The sequence below is a fragment of the Enterobacter sp. JJBC genome (assembly GCF_036936505.1).
Taxonomy (GTDB): Bacteria; Pseudomonadota; Gammaproteobacteria; order Enterobacterales; family Enterobacteriaceae; genus Enterobacter; species Enterobacter hormaechei_C.
In genome coordinates this window covers 77,192-96,075 of the sequence record NZ_CP136935.1, presented here as the reverse complement: position 1 = coordinate 96,075, position 18,884 = coordinate 77,192, and the positions used below count along the sequence as shown (strand labels likewise).

Annotated in this window: 19 protein-coding genes; 4 read left to right on the top strand and 15 right to left on the bottom strand. The window is 53.4% G+C overall.

Annotated features, from left to right (window positions below):
• The first annotated feature begins 57 nt into the window (after positions 1-57).
• The 3 genes from RY075_RS00465 (at position 58) to RY075_RS00455 (ending at position 3,231) form a co-directional block, all read left to right on the top strand.
• Positions 58-1,017: a DUF523 and DUF1722 domain-containing protein gene (locus RY075_RS00465; protein ID WP_325773921.1), complete on the top strand. Its 960-nt coding sequence runs from the start codon at positions 58-60 to the stop codon at positions 1,015-1,017.
• Between the two features lie 146 nt (positions 1,018-1,163).
• Positions 1,164-2,252, top strand: coding sequence for an AAA family ATPase (locus RY075_RS00460; protein ID WP_006812462.1), 1,089 nt, complete (start codon positions 1,164-1,166; stop codon positions 2,250-2,252).
• 175 nt (positions 2,253-2,427) lie between these two features.
• A complete protein-coding gene (locus tag RY075_RS00455; protein ID WP_022646593.1) occupies positions 2,428-3,231 on the top strand; it encodes a DUF4225 domain-containing protein in 804 nt (267 codons plus the stop codon).
• On the opposite strand, the gene RY075_RS00450 is transcribed toward RY075_RS00455, so the two are convergent.
• The 15 genes from RY075_RS00450 to RY075_RS00380 form a co-directional block, all read right to left on the bottom strand.
• Positions 3,209-3,538, bottom strand: coding sequence for a hypothetical protein (locus RY075_RS00450; RefSeq protein WP_023315117.1), 330 nt, complete (start codon positions 3,536-3,538; stop codon positions 3,209-3,211). The two genes, RY075_RS00455 and RY075_RS00450, sit on opposite strands and share 23 nt — an antisense overlap.
• Before the next feature lie 123 nt (positions 3,539-3,661).
• Positions 3,662-4,648, bottom strand: coding sequence for a helix-turn-helix domain-containing protein (locus RY075_RS00445; RefSeq protein ID WP_050870995.1), 987 nt, complete (start codon positions 4,646-4,648; stop codon positions 3,662-3,664).
• A gap of 25 nt (positions 4,649-4,673) precedes the next feature.
• On the bottom strand, positions 4,674-5,453 hold the full coding sequence (locus tag RY075_RS00440; protein ID WP_022650121.1) for an MBL fold metallo-hydrolase: 780 nt from the start codon (positions 5,451-5,453) through the stop codon (positions 4,674-4,676).
• A gap of 89 nt (positions 5,454-5,542) precedes the next feature.
• On the bottom strand, positions 5,543-6,793 hold the full coding sequence (locus tag RY075_RS00435; protein WP_022650120.1) for an HlyD family efflux transporter periplasmic adaptor subunit: 1,251 nt from the start codon (positions 6,791-6,793) through the stop codon (positions 5,543-5,545).
• A 6-nt stretch (positions 6,794-6,799) separates the two neighbouring features.
• Entirely contained in the window at positions 6,800-7,549 is a 750-nt protein-coding gene (locus tag RY075_RS00430) for a hypothetical protein (RefSeq protein ID WP_003860969.1), read from the bottom strand.
• Positions 7,546-9,642, bottom strand: coding sequence for a peptidase domain-containing ABC transporter (locus tag RY075_RS00425; RefSeq protein ID WP_017383654.1), 2,097 nt, complete (start codon positions 9,640-9,642; stop codon positions 7,546-7,548). Before RY075_RS00425 ends, RY075_RS00430 begins: the two co-directional genes overlap by 4 nt.
• Before the next feature lie 67 nt (positions 9,643-9,709).
• Positions 9,710-9,895 carry a hypothetical protein gene (locus RY075_RS00420; protein ID WP_001196016.1) on the bottom strand — a complete coding sequence of 62 codons (186 nt, stop codon included), beginning with the start codon at positions 9,893-9,895 and terminating at the stop codon, positions 9,710-9,712.
• Positions 9,896-9,918: 23 nt separating this feature from the next.
• Positions 9,919-10,113 carry a hypothetical protein gene (locus RY075_RS00415; protein ID WP_022646586.1) on the bottom strand — a complete coding sequence of 65 codons (195 nt, stop codon included), beginning with the start codon at positions 10,111-10,113 and terminating at the stop codon, positions 9,919-9,921.
• Positions 10,114-10,186: 73 nt separating this feature from the next.
• On the bottom strand, positions 10,187-10,840 hold the full coding sequence (locus tag RY075_RS00410) for a hypothetical protein (protein WP_006812468.1): 654 nt from the start codon (positions 10,838-10,840) through the stop codon (positions 10,187-10,189).
• 6 nt (positions 10,841-10,846) lie between these two features.
• Entirely contained in the window at positions 10,847-12,445 is a 1,599-nt protein-coding gene (locus RY075_RS00405) for a receptor (RefSeq protein WP_338627978.1), read from the bottom strand.
• Positions 12,423-15,017: a CS1-pili formation C-terminal domain-containing protein gene (locus RY075_RS00400; protein ID WP_032627988.1), complete on the bottom strand. Its 2,595-nt coding sequence runs from the start codon at positions 15,015-15,017 to the stop codon at positions 12,423-12,425. The genes RY075_RS00405 and RY075_RS00400 overlap by 23 nt, the downstream gene beginning before the upstream one ends.
• Positions 15,018-15,023: 6 nt before the next feature.
• Positions 15,024-15,701: a pilus assembly protein gene (locus RY075_RS00395; protein WP_338627977.1), complete on the bottom strand. Its 678-nt coding sequence runs from the start codon at positions 15,699-15,701 to the stop codon at positions 15,024-15,026.
• A gap of 45 nt (positions 15,702-15,746) precedes the next feature.
• On the bottom strand, positions 15,747-16,370 hold the full coding sequence (locus RY075_RS00390) for a common pilus major fimbrillin subunit EcpA (protein WP_003860995.1): 624 nt from the start codon (positions 16,368-16,370) through the stop codon (positions 15,747-15,749).
• Between the two features lie 227 nt (positions 16,371-16,597).
• Positions 16,598-17,068: a hypothetical protein gene (locus RY075_RS00385; protein WP_003860998.1), complete on the bottom strand. Its 471-nt coding sequence runs from the start codon at positions 17,066-17,068 to the stop codon at positions 16,598-16,600.
• Between the two features lie 18 nt (positions 17,069-17,086).
• The gene (locus RY075_RS00380; RefSeq protein WP_022650116.1) at positions 17,087-17,899 is read right to left on the bottom strand and encodes a winged helix-turn-helix domain-containing protein; all 813 of its coding nucleotides are present in this window, start codon (positions 17,897-17,899) and stop codon (positions 17,087-17,089) included.
• Positions 17,900-18,273: 374 nt separating this feature from the next.
• Here RY075_RS00380 and RY075_RS00375 point away from each other — a divergent pair, with 374 nt between their 5' ends.
• On the top strand, positions 18,274-18,858 hold the full coding sequence (locus RY075_RS00375) for a fimbrial protein (RefSeq protein WP_022646579.1): 585 nt from the start codon (positions 18,274-18,276) through the stop codon (positions 18,856-18,858).
• The last annotated feature ends 26 nt before the right edge of the window (positions 18,859-18,884 follow it).

The following is an 18,884-nucleotide window of genomic DNA, read 5'->3' as shown; positions in this document are numbered from 1 at the left end:
TTGGACAAACTCGCATTGTTGTGTAACTTTTAGATATGAGATCGGGAGGTGCACACCATGACAACAAAACCTGTGCTGGGTATTAGCGGATGTTTGACCGGTTCCGCCGTTCGCTTTGACGGCGGGCATAAGCGTATGGGCTTTGTGATGGATGAGCTGGCGCAGTGGGTCGCTTTCCGCCCGGTATGCCCTGAAATGGCTATCGGCCTGCCCACGCCTCGTCCGGCGCTGCGCCTGGTGATGACCACCGACGGCGAGACAGAAATGCGGTTCAGCAAAGCGCCCCACGATGACGTCACGCAGAAGATGGCCGCATTTACGGCAAATTATCTGCCGAAAATCGGCGATCTGTCGGGGTTTATCGTCTGTGCAAAATCCCCCAGCTGCGGCATGGAGCGCGTGCGGCTGTACGACGAAAACGGCAACCGGGGCCGCAAGGAGGGTGTCGGGCTGTTCACCGCCGCCCTCCTTGAAACTTTCCCCTGGCTGCCCGTCGAAGAAGACGGTCGCCTGCACGATCCGGTACTGCGGGAAAACTTTGTTGAGCGCGTTTTTGCCCTCCACGAACTGAACGTAATGCGTAAAAATGGCCTGACGCGCCGTGCTCTGCTGGACTTTCACAGCCGCTATAAGCTTCAGCTTCTGGCGCACCATCAGGCAGGCTACCGTGAAATTGGCCCGTTCGTGGCATCACTGCACGAGTGGGACGATCTGGACGCGTATTTCGTGGCCTATCGCGACAAACTGATGACCATCCTGAAAAAACCTGCTTCGCGGAAGAATCACACTAACGTGCTGATGCACATTCAGGGCTATTTCCGTAACCAGCTGAACAGCCGCCAGCGCGGAGAACTGCGTGATGTGATCCTGCATTACCGGGACGGACTGCTGCCGATCCTCGCGCCGCTGACGCTGCTTAAGCATTATCTGGCTGAATACCCTGACCGGTATCTGATGACGCAAAACTACTTTGATCCCTATCCTGATGATTTGGGTCTGCGTCTGGCCGTTACCTGATAAGAAAGAAGCGAAGGCCCCATTGACCCACAGAGGCCCAAAGCTGTACCCCGTTTAGACGACACCCTCACTGTCGTCTTTTTTTTGCGCTCAGCGTAAAACACTGTAATTCTGTACAGGTTAAGCGTGCACAGCGGAGTAACCCGATGATCAAAAATCTGCATATTCAAAACTACCGCTCAATTCGCGATATGTCGCTTGAGCTGGAACAGCTCAATATCGTGTTCGGCCCCAACGGCACCGGAAAATCCAATATTTATAAGGCGATTTACCTGATGCACAGCGCGGCGCAGGGGCAATTCTCCCAGGCGCTGGCAAACGAGGGGGGCATTTTGAAAGTGTTCTGGGCGGGCAAAACCCGCAGCGACCAGCTGCGGCGCATGAACCTGGCGGTGGAAACGGAAACCTATGAATATGAGCTTCAGGTCGGGTTTGTGGAAAAGCTGCCCTACCCCTCACAGTTTCAGCTCGATCCGGTGATCAAAGAGGAATCTATCTGGCTGAGCGGCCAGCACCGTCGTCCGTCGTCACAGCTGATGAAGCGTAAGAACCAGGCCGTATTCCTGAACAACGTACATCACGAAAAAGTGACCCACAGCGGTACGCTGTATGAGAACGAGTCAGTGTTCGGTCAGCTCGGTGAACCGCACCTCTACCCCGAAGTGTCGCAGATGCGTGAGTCCCTGCGTAACTGGCGCTTTTATCATGAGTTTTCCGTTTCATCCGGCTCGGCGATCCGCGCGCCGCAGGTGGGTTTCCGCTCCCCGGTGCTGGCCAGCGACGGCGCGAACCTGGCCGCCGCGTTTCAGACCATTGTCGAAATTGGCGACGAGCTGCTGCTGATGCGCATTCTCGACCAGGCCTTCCCCGGCTGCGTGTTTTACAGCGACAACACCGGCGGGCGCTTCCGCATGATGATGCAGCGCGAGGGGCTGAGCAGACCGCTGGAACCGGCAGAGTTCTCCGACGGCACGCTGCGTTTTTTATGCCTGGCGGTGGCGCTGTTAAGCCCGCGCCCTCCCGCATTTATCGCCCTCAACGAACCGGAAAACAGCCTGCATCCGCAGATGCTGCCCGCCCTGGCAAGCCTCATTGCCGAGGCCAGCCGCTATTCGCAGATCTGGCTCACCAGCCACTCGCCGGAGCTGGCGCATTTGATTGAGAAGCACCGATCGTTTTCGCTGTATCAGCTGTCGATGGCGGAGGGGGAGACACGGATGGAGCGGCTGGGGTAATGCACTTCTTTTATGCTGTCACCACTTTCAAGGTCGCCATCAACGACGAAGATGATTTCCGTCGGTATATACCTTCGGCGAATTCTGCGCTCGCGACAGATTATCCAATTTATTGTTGCCAGTTTCTGATGTCAGGATAATCTGTAAACGTTGGTTATCAGATGAGAAAATTAAAATGGATATTGTACTTTTCCCTGGTCAGAACGCCCGCGCATGGGCTGAAACAATGATAAATCTTGAAGCCCGCAAGCTCATCAATACTGCGAATATTGTCGGAGGGCAACATCTCAGCGACGGACTCGCACGGATTAAATTTATGGATGATATTCGGCAGTTTGTGATGCAACAATTTAGTGCTACCCGGGCAGCCAGAAGTGATGAGGAGTGCATGGAATGCCTGAAAAACATCCGGGCTGAGAACGAAAGTCTTCTTGAGCAAAGCAGAATGCTTCGCTCCCGTACAGCTCAGCTTTTTGCTCAGATTGAACTGGTTAAAGAAAATAACAAAGTCGTCGGTTACGTTATCTCATCGATTAAGGTTGTGCTTTCAGGGTTACAGATTGTTGCAGGTGTTGGTGCAATGATGACAATGAATCCAGTGGGTGCGCTTGCAGGAGCGATTCTGGTTATGGATGGTGCAAATGCCATTTCAAAAGAAATTAACAGAACGCTTCAACATCAACCAAACTCCGAAGGTATGCTGGCAGATGGCGTCATGGATATCGCTCAGTTTATGGGATTTAAACGTGAATCAGCACTTGGGGTATTCAATAGCGTAAGCCTGGCAGCAAGCGTCTATACGGTATTTGGCGCCATCCGGAAACCCGAATCATGGCGTCTGTTTCGTTATCTCCCGCTGGATTTCTACCGCAAAGTCGACGGAATGAATCGCGCAGCGCTCACTATGAAAATTGTCGGCTGGGGTGTCTCTGCAAAAGTCTCGTTTGATTTAATTTCTAATGCGTCTGGACAGAACTAATGTATTTCTTTCTGAAGCGCCAGGCTTTGTAGGTAATGATCGGGGGTTGAAAAAACCAGGCAATAATCAATACGATGAAAAGAGAAATGCCACCGGAAACAATATTATAATGTTCAGCGAAAAAAAGAAGCGCCAGGAAAATCAGGGCCACAGTCGCAGTAATACACAGAACCATGATAAATCGCTTACCTAACTCAAGCACTACCTCGAGCAGGGATGAACCATAACGGCTAATGTTTCGGTTCAGATACGCTAATTCTTTTACGGTGAAACCTGATTCAAGTAACTGCGTTTCAATATTGTTCATGCCACTACCTTTTCTTCTGGAAAGTAACGTGGATTATCTTAACCGGAAGAGAAGTGCTTGTAACCCGTCTGATGCATATCCATTGCCGCCAGCTTTAAAGGCAAAGAAGCCGCCCACGTCTTTTTATTCCATCGCGCCAGCATTATTTTTCGCTGCATACGGCTTAACGCGAAACGTCTTACGCCACTCCGCCGGACTGACACCAAAGCGCGCCTTAAACTGCTGCCGATACGTCACCGCTGATAAAAACCCCACCTGCTCAGCGACGCTTTCGATTGGCAGACTGCCGGACTCCAGCAGGATCTGGCTGCGCCGCAGGCGCTCGGCGGTAAGCCAGTCGGCAACGCTCATGCCCGTCGCCTTGATAAAATGGCGGGTCAGCGTGCGTCGGCTCATCGACACCACGTCCGCCAGCGAATCCAGGTTATGCGGCTCGGAAATGTGCTGCTGAAGGTAGTCAATGAGACAGTTAATCCGCCCGTCGCGGGTATCTTTCGGCACAGGTTGCGCAATAAACTGCGCCTGCCCGCCCTCGCGGTGCGGCGGGACGATCATCCGGCGGGCAATCTGATTGGCGACAACGCTGCCAAAGCGCTGGCGGATGATATACAAACAGCAGTCGAGCGCGGCGGCGGTACCTGCCGAGGTGATCACATTGCCGTCGTCCACGTAGAGCGCGTTGATGTCCAGTCGAACGTCCGGAAACAGCGTCTGAAACTGGTGTTCAAACTCCCAGTGGGTGGCGGCCCGTTTGCCGCTGAGTATGCCCGCATAGCCCAGTACAAACGATCCCAGACACAGCCCAACAATTTCCGCCCCGTTGTCTCTGGCCTGAACCAGGCTGTCGAGCAGCGTCTGAGGCGGGCGCTCCAGCACGTGCTGCCAGTAGGGTACAACTACAATTTCAGCCGATGCGATTGCAGAAAAATCCTGCGTCGCATGCAGGGCAAAACCGTCTTTCGAGGTCAGGAATCCCGGTTTTTCAGCGCAGATCGTAACGTTAAAGCGCTTTTCCCCGGATACCGTATCGCCAAACAGAATGCAGGGGACGGAGTAGTGGAACGGGCTAAACCCGTCCACCGCGACAATGGCAACGTTAATAAGCGGCATCTGTCTCTCCTATCCCCCTTAACAGTCAGAATATAACGGTTTCGCCGTCCTGAGGAATGCTCACCGCGTCACTTATCTCGTTGGCGTCAACATACTCGCGCAGCGCGCGGCGGGTCAGCAGGCAGTGGTTGATAGCTTCCATATGGGTCGCCACGATTTTCGCCTGCGGCAGCAGGAAATGCACGTTAAGCAGATCTTCTTCCCCCATGATAATCGGCCCAAACCCAATGACATGAGCGTAACCGGCGTTGAGCACGACGATATCCGGCTGGTGCTTTTGCAGATCGGCCGCCACCGCATCGCGCCAGATGGTATCCCCTGCGATATAAAGCGTCTTCTCATCGGGATGACGGAACACCACGCCGCAGGCTTCCCCCAGAAACTCTGCCAGCTCCGGCACGGCGTAAGCGCGGTCAGTACCGTGCTGGCCGCCGTGGGTTTTCACTATCCGGATATCGCCGTATGTTGTTTCCCCGGTCATGATCGTCAGGTTGGTAAATCCCTGGCTGCGCAGCAGCGCGGCATCGCTATCATTTTGCACGTAGATCGGCTTGCCTTTGGCGATCAGCTCAACGGCGTACTGATCCCAGTGATCGGCATGGGTATGGGTGACGATCACCGCGTCAGCATCCAGAAGCGTTTGAACGTCAACGGGAAGCTCGACCATCGGGTTGCGAATATCAGCCCGCGCCGTGCCGGGAAAACCCGGATAAGTGCCTTTTGGCGCCAGCATTGGATCGATTAAAAAGCGTTTTCCCGCGTAAGTGATCAGTTGGGTGGCATTGCGAATTTGCGTAATGTTCATGGGCTATCCTCCGGTTGGTATGAGAAGGAGAATAGCCCCAGGGTGCCGTTAAGAATGTGGGCCAAAGGGCGATGATCGATGAAATCGGGTCAATCGATAAACCGCTTGCGCACCCTTTCCAGCGGGGCAATCAGCAGATTGATAAGCGGCTTACGATCGATAACGATATCGGCGTTCACCGTCATCCCGCCCATCAGCATGCGCTTTTTCTTGTCCGGGTCGGTAAACCAGGAGGGGACGCGCACTTTAGCCAGGTAGTAGTTCTGCCCTTCCTGGAGCGGGATCAGCGCCGAATGGGCATCAATGTTTACCTCATAGAAATCGGACAGCGTCGCCTCCACCGAACCGTATTTGTCCACGGGCCAGGAGTCGAAGCGCAGCTTAACCTTATCGCCTTTCGCCACGCGCCCCACCCCCGTTGCCGGAACATACAGGTACCCCTCCATCGTCGCCGCGGTATTTTTACGGATCACCACCACCACCTCGCTATTTTGCGTAATGGCCCGGCCAGGCGGGAAGTTAATCGCCACCACGTAACCATCGGAAGGGGCCAGCATCGCCATGGTGGAACTTCCCCGGCTGGACAGGTTGCGATCGATTTCGCTGATGCGGTTTTTCACATACAGCTGCTCTTCGCTCAGAGAGTCAATTTGCGACTGGGTGCTGTCGGTCAGGCTGGTTTTGCGTGCCTCAAGCTCAAGAATAGTGCTCTCCTCCAGCGTCAGGTTGAGCTGCGCATTGAGCACATCATTGTGGCTTTTATCGAGATCCACTCTGGAGACATAGCCCTTCCCGGAGACGGATTTCCACGCCTCGTAGGTGTCGGTGCTGTTTTTTAACAGCGCGCGCAGCTTCTTCACCTTATCGCGGGAAACGGCGATCTGCTTGTCGGTGAGAGCCAGCTGCTGCGCCAGATTTTTGCGATACGACGCAATCGAGTCCTCAATGGCCTGAATGCGCTGCTCGCTGCGCTTCTTCTCCGCTTCCATCTGCTGGCGGTCAAACTGCACCACCGAGCCCTGCTTGCCGCCATAGTCCTGCGACACGGTGAACAGCGGATCGTTTTCCTTCACGTACTGACCGGGCCGGACGGCAAAATCGACAAGGGTACCGGACTCTCTGGCGCGGACTTCCACATCGCCCTGCGCCGGGATCAACACCCCGCGTGCCAGCGTGGTTTCCGAAAAATTAAAGACAATCGCAAAGACCAGCAGGCAGAGAAAAAAGGCGATGAACAAGGTCAGCACGGCTTTCAGCCGTGGCGCGTTGATGTGATAGCTTTTTGAGAAGTGATGCGGGATCAGAGCCCGCCGCTGTCCGCTTCGGTTTTTTAATTTCACGATATGTCATCCATGATAAATCACTGAAAGATCATCCCATGCACTCCAGAGCGTGGGGGTTTTGCGCAGCGCGTTCAGCGTGTCGGCGGCGGCCTGACGGTAATCCTCCGGCGCATACGCCTGACTCTCCAGCCCAAACTCCGCCGCGTGCAGCGAACAGATCGGCAGCAGCGTTCGGACGCTGTAGCCATAGCGCGATAAAAACCGCGTTGAGACGTCCGTTAACCACGCCTTTTGATCCCCTGCCTGGGTGGAGAACAGCGGCGCATCCGGCAGGCGTTCGTCCATCAGCAGCACCGTCACCAGGCGGTGAGGGGCGAAAAACGAGCTGGCGCGTCGGCCTTCGTGCGCGGCCATCAGCTTATGCAGCGCAGGGTGACGGGTAATAAACTGAAAGCGCACATCGGCTGGCGCGGTGGCGAGCAGCGCATCCACGATCAGACCAAAGCCCGCCCAGCGCATGCCCAGTAGCAGGGTGCGAGATGAACTGTAAAATGCCTGCTCCCGCGTCCACTGCGCCACGTACCCGTGCAGATCAAAACTAACGTTGCGCGCCCAAAGCGCGGGCGGGAAGATCTGCTCCACGAAGTTAAACCCGCTCAGCTCATGCGCATTCTGATGCAGAAAATCAGCCGGAACATCGGCCTCCGGGCAGCGCATAAACTGGCTGTAGTTTTGCGTGATCCGGTTTGCCAGCAGCGTGCGCCCGGCCTGGCGCGCGCAGAGTCGCGCATAGAGACGCGGCAAAAGCATCATTGCTCACTCTCCCGCAGGGTGCCGTTTTCCATGGTATAGAGACGCCCCTGACAGCCCACCACGTCCGGCGAGTGGGTGACAAACACCAGGCCAATCCCCAGGCTACGCAGGTTCGCCAGCACTTTCTGCGCGGTCGTTTTATCCAGGTTCGCCGTCACTTCGTCACAGAGCAGAAGCTTAGGCTGGCTGTACAGGGCGCGCGCCAGAACCAGACGCTGCATCTCCCCGGCAGAGAAAAAGGTGTTCCCCGGCAGCATCTCCGTTTCGTAGCCGTGCGGCAGCCGGGCGACGACGTGATCCACCTCCGCCAGCCGACACGCGGCAATGACCTGCTCTTTATCCGGTGCGCTGTCAAAGCAGGCGATGTTGTCCAGAATCGAGCCGGTGAAGAGAATATCGTCCGCATGGACGATGCGGATGTGCTGACGCAGCGAGGAAAGATCGCACTCCTCAATGGGGATCTTATTGATCCGCAGCGTGCCAGACGATGCCAGCAGCATGCCGGAGATCAGACGCAGCAGCGTGGTTTTTCCCGACCCGCTCTGGCCCACAATCACCGCCTCTTCGCCCTGCTTCAGGGTCATGTTGATATGCTGTAGCGTGGCCTCCCGGCCAGGATAGGCAAATGAGACATCCTCAAATTGCAGACAGACCGGCGAGGTGACAATCCGCTTCCCAAACTGGCTGGTTTCAGAGGGGGCAAACAGCAGGTCGCCCACGCGATCCAGCGGCCCCTTGAGGGCATTTTTGTCCAGCAGCTTCTGCGCCACCTGCACCATGGCATCGGAAAAATAGCGCTTATAGCTGATATAGGCGTAAAGCATCCCGATGCTCATTTGCCCTTCCAGGATCAGCCACGCGCCAAAGCAGACCACCAGCAGCTGCTCGGCATTGATCACCAGCAGCGAAGCCACGTCAAAGCGGGCCAGTAGCCGCTCTTTACGCATCAGCCCGGCGATGTGTTCGCGCTGGGATTTGTCCATCACCGCATCCCGGGCCTGCTCCATGTTGTTCGCTTTGAGCGTTATGATCCCTTTCTGCGTCTCCACTAGCAGGGACTCATACTGGGCGGTGCGCTCGATGGAGTCATCCACCGCGCGTTGATAGGGGCCGATCAGCGAAAAGCGGATCAGAAAAAACACGCCCATCAGCAGCATTGTCAGCAGCGCAATTTTGACGTTATACAGCAGCATAAACAGCAGGCTGGTGACGGCGATCAGGCTGGAAAAGAGAATTTGCACGTAACCATTGCTGATGAACTCCGCGCAGGCGTGGAGCGATTTCTCAATAGCCAGCACGATGCCCGGCGGGCGCGAGCGGAACCAGCTGGTCTGGGTGCGCAGCATGTAGTGGCGCACGGACTGGCTTAAATCGTCATAGGCAATGTTACGCATCAGGATCTCAAGCAGCTGCTTGAGGAATTTACCGATGACTTCAAAGATAAAGACGATAGCGAAGATCGCGGTGAGCAGGATCACCAGATCGCTGTCGCTGCGGGAAATGGCCTCATCCATAATCAGCTGCACGTAGGTGGGGCTTGCCAGCATGGTGATGAGAGTAAAAATACAGAGCACAAACAGCAGCAGCTGGCGCTGGAACAGGCTCGGAGATTTATTGGCTAAACGGCCAAGCGTGAGCTTTTCATCCGGGGATTTCTTTTCGAAGCACGGCGTGGGCTTAAGCTCAAGCACATAGCCGGAAAAGAGTTTTTCCGCCTCTTTCAGACGGTAACGACGCACGCCGCTGGCCGGGTCGTGAACGGTCACGCTGCGGCTGTCGATCTTCACGATGACCACGAAATGGTTGCCGCGCCAGAAGGCGATGAGCGGCAGCTCAGACGTTTCTATTTCAGTGATTTCGCCTTTAAGCACCCGGCCAGACATATTTTTATCGCTGGCAAGGGTCATCAATTCCGCCATTGAGGTTCCCGCATCGGCGGAAACGGAAATCTCCCGGCGCAGCTGGCTGACGGAGACATGGTGGTCGTAGTGCCCCAACACCATCGCCAGGCAGGCCAGTCCACATTCGGTAAATTCATGCTGGCGAATAACAGGGGTCTTACCCTGTTTTTTATACTGAAAGAGCGAAAACATAATGATCCGTGGCTGAAATAAAAAAATGGCCCGGCAATGCGGGCCATGCGTACAACGTGCTTCTCGCTTAGGCGCTGAAGAAACCGCCGATGAAGCCGCCCACCAGGCCGAATACGCCGCCGATGGTGCCGCCCAGCGCGCCTAACATCTGGCTGCCCGCGTTATAGCCCGCACTTGCGCCCTGAATAGCGGCAGCAAACGGATCCCAACCACCGATGATGGCCTGTGCTTTTTTGAAATCGATAACTTGCATGATACTTTTCCTGTTAACGTGAATTAGTTGTAGCTACCAACCAGCGCGCCCAGGAAGCCCATTGCGCCACCCAGAACTCCGCCAACCACACCGCCAACCATGCCCATGATGCTGGCGCCAGTGTCGTAACCCAGCTGTGCACCTTTAACCAGACCAGCGAACGGGTTTAACGCGCCGCCAATAATGTCTTTCGCTTCTACGAATGAAATCGCTTTCATTTTTATCTCCTGTAGTGATGGATCTTTAGCATGATGCTAAAGGCTAATTTCCTTTTATGAAGGAAAGCGGTTGCTACGGGCAGGTGGTCAGCGGAATGATTTTATTGCCATAAATAATCATCCGCCTTGCAGCCTGCCCGGCATTATCTATTTCCAGCCGTTGCCCCGGTGGAATATATTTTGAATTGTTGTATTGCGTACTGCACCCGACCGAGGAAACATATTTAAAATAGGTATTCCCGGTATTACTCACCACCCCGTTGCTAAACGCATAATCAAAATGTCGTGTCCATGGTCGGACAATCAAAATAGCCTCAAGCGAGACCACCACATCCGACTGGATGCGCTGGCCTTTGCGCGTGATAACCTTTGCCTGGAGCGGCGTCTCGGTGAATTTTACGCGATAGTATCGCTCTTTGTTGTCATGCGGGCCGGTATAATAAAATTTAAAACCCGCGCGTTCACCGCTCCCCAGCGTTAATTGCTTAGGCGAATACATGACTTCGCCGTCTTTTATTTCGGTTTCTTTTCCCTTCTCTTTAGGAACGTCTACCTGAATAAGCGACACGGTATAATTCTGACGCTCGCTGGTATCGTTTTTTATCGGCTGAAAAACAACTTCTCTTTCGGGAAGAAAATCAATATTCAGACTTTCGATAATTAAAGCATTTGCCCCTGTGGAAATGAAGCAATTTATTGCAAAAATAGCCAGGAATTTTCCAGTCATGGTTGATTAATTCCAGGATGCGCTAACATCTATTCTTCCCTGCGCGGTCACTTCACCAAACCAGCTATTTCCGTCATAGGTGGTTTTCGATACCGGATTATCCATAACGAACTGGAGGATCAGCGGTGTTTTCCAGAGCCACATATCGGTCACGCCGGAACTCATTTTGTCCCACTCTTCCGCATGGGTGGCCGGCGCCGGGATCGACAGTACTTCGCCTTTACAGTTGTGCGCCATCAGCGTCTGGCTTTTCCCCACCAGCACGTTGCCCGGAATGGGAACCGTAAAGCCGTTGCCGCTAAAGGCGCAGTAGTCCACCCCATTCAGGCTTTGGGTAGGCCCGGTGACTTTTACCGTGACCGCAATCGCCGCATCTTTTTGCGCCCCGCTGTAGGTGATGGTGTAGGGGATCTCAATGGGCGCTTCGCCGATAATGCCTTTCCCTGAGCCGCCCAGACCGTCAGGATCGAGGGTGTAATCCGGGTTGTCTGGCACAATTTCCAGCCCGGGTTCGATAGGGTTAATCACCAGGCCGCCCCCCGGCTGGAAGCAGAAATCCGCCGCCAGCGAGCTGTTGCCGGGCGTCAGACACAGGCTGACGATATTGCCAATGTTGCTGCCGTCCCCCGCCTGCGCCACGCTCAGAATTAACGCTTTCGGCAAAAAGATTTTAAGGTACGCTTTGCCGCCGTTTTTCTGCGGCGCTGCAAGGAAGGTGTTCGCCAGGACACGCGTATCGCTCAGGATACCGCCGGAGATACTGTACCAGGTGTTTTCATCGAAGGTCAGCTCGGCGGCAAGCCCGGTGCCGCCGCTCATGTGCGATTGCAGCACGCTGTTGACGCGGGAAGAGGTGAGCGCCAGCCCTCCGTTGTAACCGGAGATATCTTCCCCAACAAATGTGTATTCGAGCAGGTCGCACAGGACGCCAGAGACCGTGTTACGGGTGTACTTGGTGCAGGTGGCCCCCGTTGATCCATCGACAATCGTCACCTCGCCGCTGATCGGGTCAATACCCAGGTTAAGCGCTCTGGAGTTGGTCATGGTCAGCGTGCCCACCTTGTGAAGCGTATTGGTGGTGGTCACTTTGTTGATGGAGCTGATTTGCGGCGTGGAGGTGATGGTCACTTCATCCCCTGGCGCGGCGTTGAGCAAATAGTTAAAGAACGGATCGCCCAGTACCCAGCGCCCGTATGACGTGCCGGGCTCCATCACCGGCGGCTTAACCACCATCGACGTGTCGGTATAGCTGGTCGTCGGGGTGTACCCCGTGTTGCCGCAGGACGAGGAACACGCCGTCCCTTTAAAGAACGGAGAAGCGCTGGAACCGGTCACCGAAAAGTCGATAGTTAACGCGCTGCCTGCCGGGCCGTTGAAGCTGTTGTCCGGGATGTAAGTGGCGATACCGTTATTCGTTTTCGCACTCAGGGTCGGCCACTCGCGCGAACCGTGTAAAAACGCGGTCGACATGCTGTTCAGACTAAACAGCCCCGCGCTGTTTCCCGTACCGTTATTGTCCGGGTTATTAATGGCGAAATAGGGCAGCTCCTGCGCCTGGGCCGCCGCGCTCATCAGCAGTAAATTAAGAGCGAATATCTTTTTCATCGTCACGTTCCTGCGTTCCTTTTGCTTCCTGCCAGACGAAATCGCCTTTGTCGCAGGAGATGTCCCCAAGCCACAGCGCACCGCGGTTAGACTCGATGTCCAGGCGCACTTCGCAGACGCTGTCGTCCGGCGTGGCGATACTCAGGACAGGGTTGTTCTTATCAACGTCGATCACGAAGCGTCCGTCGTTTTCCGTCCGGGTCAGCCCGACGTGGTTTTTGATCTGCATGGCGCCAATCGGGGCCCCGTTTGCATCCACAAGACGACCAAACAGAGTGACGATTTTCTTCACCTGCGGCTTCATCACCACGGTATTGCCCGGATAAACCGTGATATGGCGACGCGCATTCGCGCCAATCTCATAGCTTTCCGTACCGGTTTCACTGTTCATCACTTCCAGGTCATAAGCCTGGTATGCCGGCAGCGACAGCCAGGTCTTATCCCCTTTGATGCGTTCTGCCCGGCCGTTAAGCTTCAGGGTCAGCGCTTCATCAGATTTGAGACCGGTACTGACAATCACCCCTGCGCTTTCGGTGCCTTTCCCGGCGGCGATGGCCTCTTTGGACCAGCCCACGCTGCCGTCACTGGTCAGCGTGGAGTTCCAGCCTTTACTCATGCCGCTCTGGACGCTGAGGATGTTGCTGTTCCACGGCGTGTCGAAGTTCACGCTGCCGCCGCCGCTTACGCTGCGATCCTGGCGGCTGTTAAAGGCTTTCGAGACGTTGGCGGTAGCCGATTTCAGGTAATCGCCTTCAAACTGGCGGCTGGCGCTGACGTTCAGCGCCGTGCCGGTATCGCGATTGTGGGAAACGCCAACCGACACGGTATTGCCGAGCGGTATAGCGAAATCGAGCATCACGTAACGATCTTTCTCTTCGTAATACCCGTCGTATTTGTTGCGCGACATTCCCACCCGCAGGCGCGCCGTACCGTAGCGACCGGCGTATAACCCCTGGGAGTAGTCCAGCTGATAGCGTTTATAGCGATAGAGGTCGTCCTCCTGGCGCATCAGGCTCAGGTTGCCCGCCGAGGGCAGACCGAACGACGGCAGGCTAAAGGAGGCGCCCCAGGTATTGCCCTTGCTCTCATAGATATCGAGGAACTTGCCACTGGAGAGCTGTTCATGGGAGTACCACACCGAGCCGATCTGCCACGGCAGGCTGAGATTCGCCCCATAGTTGGCGCGATAGGTTCCGTCGGAGGCGGCCATGGTCTGGGTATTCACCGAGAAATAGCCCGTCAGGTTCAGGGAGGCCCACAGCTCGCTGACGATGTGTTCCCGCATCATGTAGGTGGAGGCGTTCCAGTCGACCATCCCGCTGCGCTTGCTGAACGAGGCTCCCACCAGCGACATGGTGTCTTTATGTTTGGTGTCGTAATCGTAGTAGTAGGTGTTGTCCTGCTCGTTTTTGCGTTTCGCGTATTTTTTATAATTGACGACGGATTTATCGCGGCTATACATCCCGCCCCACATCTGCCAGCGCAGCGTTTCCGACACGTTGCTGGAGAACGGCTTATTTACGGTGTACATGTTACGCGACACGGTGCGGCTTCCGCTCACCACCTCAACTTCGATGCTGTAGATCCCGTAGGGCAGGCTGCTGGTGTCAATTTCATGGTTGCCGACGTCAAAGCGCTGAATGCCGATAAGCTGCCCGTCACGACGAATACGGGCCTCGCCCGCCGTGGGGAAATAGACCACCACCGGCGTCAGAGAGAGCGTGTTATCGCGTTTGCGGGAGTTGGCCTGGTTGCCCATGGAAACGCCGTAGACTTCACCGCCGGAAATCCCGCTGACGCTCGCCAGAGACTGCATCGCCCAGCCGTTCAGCATGCCTGCGGCGTAGCGCATCCCCTGATAGTCGCGCTCCCACATAACCGCATTCATCTGGGTATCGCTGCTGCTCTCGTTGACGTAGCCAGAGCCGTCGATCAGCACATGATCGACGCCCATTGAGATCCAGTTTCTCGCGTTCAGATAGCCCGACGACCAGCTGTCACCGTAGCCGCTCTCGGTGTGATACGCCCCGAGGTTGTAGGAGAACGTGCCGCTCAGGTCGTCAGACTCCGGCGCATCAATATCCACCTCACGCGGGCGAATATTCACCCCGTAGTCGCTCTGCGACAGATTCAGCAACAGGCGCATTTTTTTCTGATCCAGCTCGAACGCGGACCCCGTACTTACCGGAATGCGCATCTGGTCATCAAACTGCTTATCGTTAATGCTCTGCAATAACGTTCTCATCTCTTTTGACAGACGAATGCCGTTATCAGACTCCTGGACCTGAACGTCCCTCAGCCCCAGCTTCAGATCTTTTGCAAAGAGCGTCACGTCACCGATACGAACATATTCGCTCGCCGTGCCTTCGTGGTTCCCTTGTTGTGCTGAGTGTGGACGCGTATTCACCAGATAGACGGGAATTTTGATCCCCTGCTCCAGCAGTGCATAAAGCGAGTCGGGAAAACGGTAATTAGCGATAACCACGGAGCTTGAGGCTGCATGCGCAAGCGCGGGCAGCGTGCCGGATGCGCAAGCCATCATCACCGGCAACACTAATTTATTTTTCACCATGCATCCTTACTTAACAGGAATGAACTGTTTCAGGTCCCATATTCCGAGATGAAAATGGTTATCCGTAACGTTGATATCCTCGATAGCGCGCGAGGTCTCTGGCATCAGGTAGAAGTTTTTGCTACACGGCGTGCCGGGGGATTCCGGATTCGGCTTCAGGCAGGTCCCGGTCGCATTGACGCGAAACGAGGTGTTCCCTTTATTGGTTATTTTTCCCGCCACATAGACGAAATCAATCTTCTTATCCCGGGGCTGAACCACCAGAATGGTGCTCACCACCGCGCGCGTCATCCCGGTGCCGTTTTTTGGCGAACCGCTGTCCACCTCTTCGCTTACCCCTTCATTCGTGAAGGTAATGCGGTAGTAACGCTCTTTGTTATCGGCGTTCCCGTGATAGTAAAATTTGACGATATTGCTGGTACCGGCGGGCATCACCATGCGCGTGGGCGTCAGCAACAGTTCGTCCACTTTCTCCGGATTGATGACGATCCCTTCATCCATTGGGCTGCTGATCCGCTGTGCGCGAACAGAAACAATGCGCACGCTGTCTGCTTCGTTTTTTATTTCCTTGGCGGTGGAGTCAGCATCCGCAGAAATAATGGTGGTGACTTTTCCCACATTAATGGCCAGCGCGGAGGAAGAGATAAATAATAAAAATAAGAAGGCGGATTTGAGGTTAAACATGCTATTTCCCTAAACAGGGGCTTGCGCCCCTGGATCGATCAGGCCTTAGCCCCAGGTTGCGCGGAACGCAACAGACACGGTCCCTTCCCACAGGCTGTTGGTCAGGTCTTTGAACTCTTTCGCCGTACCGGCGTTGTCCTGAGCGGAGTCAACGTAGAAGACAAATTTGTCCTGGCCGGTAATTTCGGTATCTGCCGCCGCGCCTGCGCTGGTGGTCAGGTTCCACAGGCCAGAAGAGACGCCGGTGTTAGAAGAGGAATCAACCAGCGTGGTCCATGCGGTTGATTTCGCCCCCACGGTGCCACCGATAGAGCCCAGGTCGTTACCGCCCCAACGCGCACCCACTTTCAGCTTGGTCGCTTCACCACCCACGCTGAACAGCGTGTTGTTTGAATCGTCGAGGATAGCTTCGAGTTTGAAGCTGGTCGCCGTAGAGTGATCGCCACGGATAGCCACATCAAACAGACCGGTGTCGGTGTTGAAAGATTTGGTGTTGGCGCTGTAAACAAAGTTCAGAGCACGCGTTGGCGTAACAACCAGATCGGATTCGCTGTCTTTGGTCGCGGTTGCCTGCCATGTGGCAGAAGCCGTCGTTTCTGCTGCATTAACTGCGCTCAGGGCAGAAACAGACAGCAGGGAGCCCAGAACGATAGCGTTCAGTTTGTTCATTTATTTAGTCCTTCAAAAAAGAATCCACGTGTATAAAAAGGGGAGCCCCTTTTTCGAGGCGGAGTATAGACAGCCGCAAAATAACGAGGCAATACAGAAAAATTCACTCGACGGAGAGCAACAATAAAAATATAAATAAATTTCTCGTATCTTATTGTTACGTATTGAGTAAATTACTCACTTTCCCGAGTAATAGATAAATATCGATTTTTTAATAAAGAGAAATATCAGGACGTCGGGACAGCCACACACATCATTACAGGCAACACCAGCCCCTTAATTAACCACGCATGTTTTTTTACGCTGGTAATATAGAAGAAGTTGATATTATCAAGTAACATTTCGTTTACAACGCCATCCGGCGCCGCATCATCTTCAGACTTATTCAGCTTTTTATCCTTAATATAAAAGATATTGCTTCCATCGACTTTTTCCACGCTGAGCGTGTAATTTCGGTCAATCAGGTAGCTTTTGCCCTCTTTCTTGAGCACGCCTTTATGAATAACCGTCACAACATCTTTGTTGTTAAACAGGAAAAGCGTGGTTAGCGACATATCGGTTGACTCACCCGTGGAATAGGTTTTCCAGGAAATGGTATCTGACTGGCAGCCAAACCCCTCATCCTGCGTTCTGGTAAAATAGATCCATAACAACGCGATGACAGACAGCGCCAGTACGATACTGAACAGTACACTCATTTTAGTCCTTGACATATTTTAACTCCCGGTCAGGCTTCTGTAAGAAATACAGTTCTTATAATCGTCGATACTGTCCTGCTGATAACAGATGGCCAGGAAATAATTTTCTATCTGCGACTTTTTAAACCTGGAATAGTAAGCATCTGCAACCTGATGTTGACAGTCGATATGTTGACTGGCGATGACCTCTTTTACGTGATTAAAGTAGTGCTGTCGCGGCTGATACATATTCTTATCGATCAGGTATACCGTACACCGGTCCACTTTACCGAGCAGATGCATATCAGAATCTTTCAGGCTCTCGGCATAGGAATCCCTTTGGTGCAACAGTAAAACAGCGGTGCCGATAACGGTAATCAGTAATAAGGTGCAGAGAGAAATAAAGAGTCTGTGCAGCGATATTAATTGTTTAGGCGGATCGGCATCTTTCTTATGCGCTAGCGTATCGAATGATTCAGAGGCAGATTGTTCACTAAGCGTTGAAACAACCGGCGGCCTGACCGTGTGGTGTTCAATATGCGCGGCAAGGCTAAATCCCTTGCCACGTATCGTTTTTATCAGTAAAGGGTCGCATCCTAATGTACGAAATGCTTTTCTGATTTCACTTATGGCAACATTCAGACTCACCGAAGAACCAGAGAAACCATGATCCTCCCAGACCTTCTTTATCAGGTCGTCTCTGTCGAGAGTTTTACCATTATTGATGATAAGTTCATAAAGCAGACGACCCGCCTGGTTAGATAACTTAATGGATGACTCTTCCTCTCCATTAATCATGATCATACCGGTGTCGACTTCATAAAGCATTGTAAGATCAATGAGATACTTCATATTATTATTACGCCATTGTTAAAATTATGTGCATTTGCCAGGCAATAATAAGTCTAAAGTTTGTGTGGTCAAGTCGCGTGATATTAATTGAGAGATGAATTCATAAAGCTTCATTAATTAACAATTATTAAATCATTAATAAAAATATTTGAACCAACGCATTTAGGTTAAAACATTAAAAAAAACTAACACACAAGATTATAATCTTAAACTTTAGAAATTGTTGGAATAATGTTTTGTTATGTACTTTTTTAGTGAAACATAATATCGTCAAAGCATTCTCCCGAGTCGCCATGCGTCTAGCCGGTACATCAGGGACATGTGTAGCCGATTAACATTCATTTTAAATAACACAAATCTTCATGGAGTTTATCATGTTCAAATCGATCATGACCGTATCACTGCTGGCCGCCGCTATTGCCTCTACCAGCGCAGTGGCCGCAGACAATTCAGCGGGTGGTATCATTAACTTTACCGGCGCTATTACCGATACAACCTGTACCATTAACGGCGGTAAAAGCGCAGACTTTACCGTTGCGCTTTCCCCTATTTCGGTAAAAGATGCAGGCACCACGGTTGGCCTGATCACTAAGAATAAAAAATCTATTGCGCTGACTTTCTCAGGTTGTTCACCAGCAGCCGGAACGACCGGCACCCCGCTGAAAGTGTATTTCTCCAGCGCGGATAATATTTCCACTGACGGTAAATACCTGCTGAATAACAGCGTGAACGAAAGCGATGCCAGCGTGGCACGTAATGTCGGTTTTGCGTTAGTGGAGCCAGGTTCGTCTACGCCAATTACCCTGAACCAGCCTTACACCACAGATATTATGGGTACAGCGACCGCGCCAGATTCCGAGACGCTGACGCTGGATGTTTATTATTATAAAACGAACGCCGCTGCCGCCACCGTGGGCGAGTTAAGCTCCAACGTAACGTATACCATTTCCTACCTGTAATAATGATTATTCAGGCTCTGTTTTCG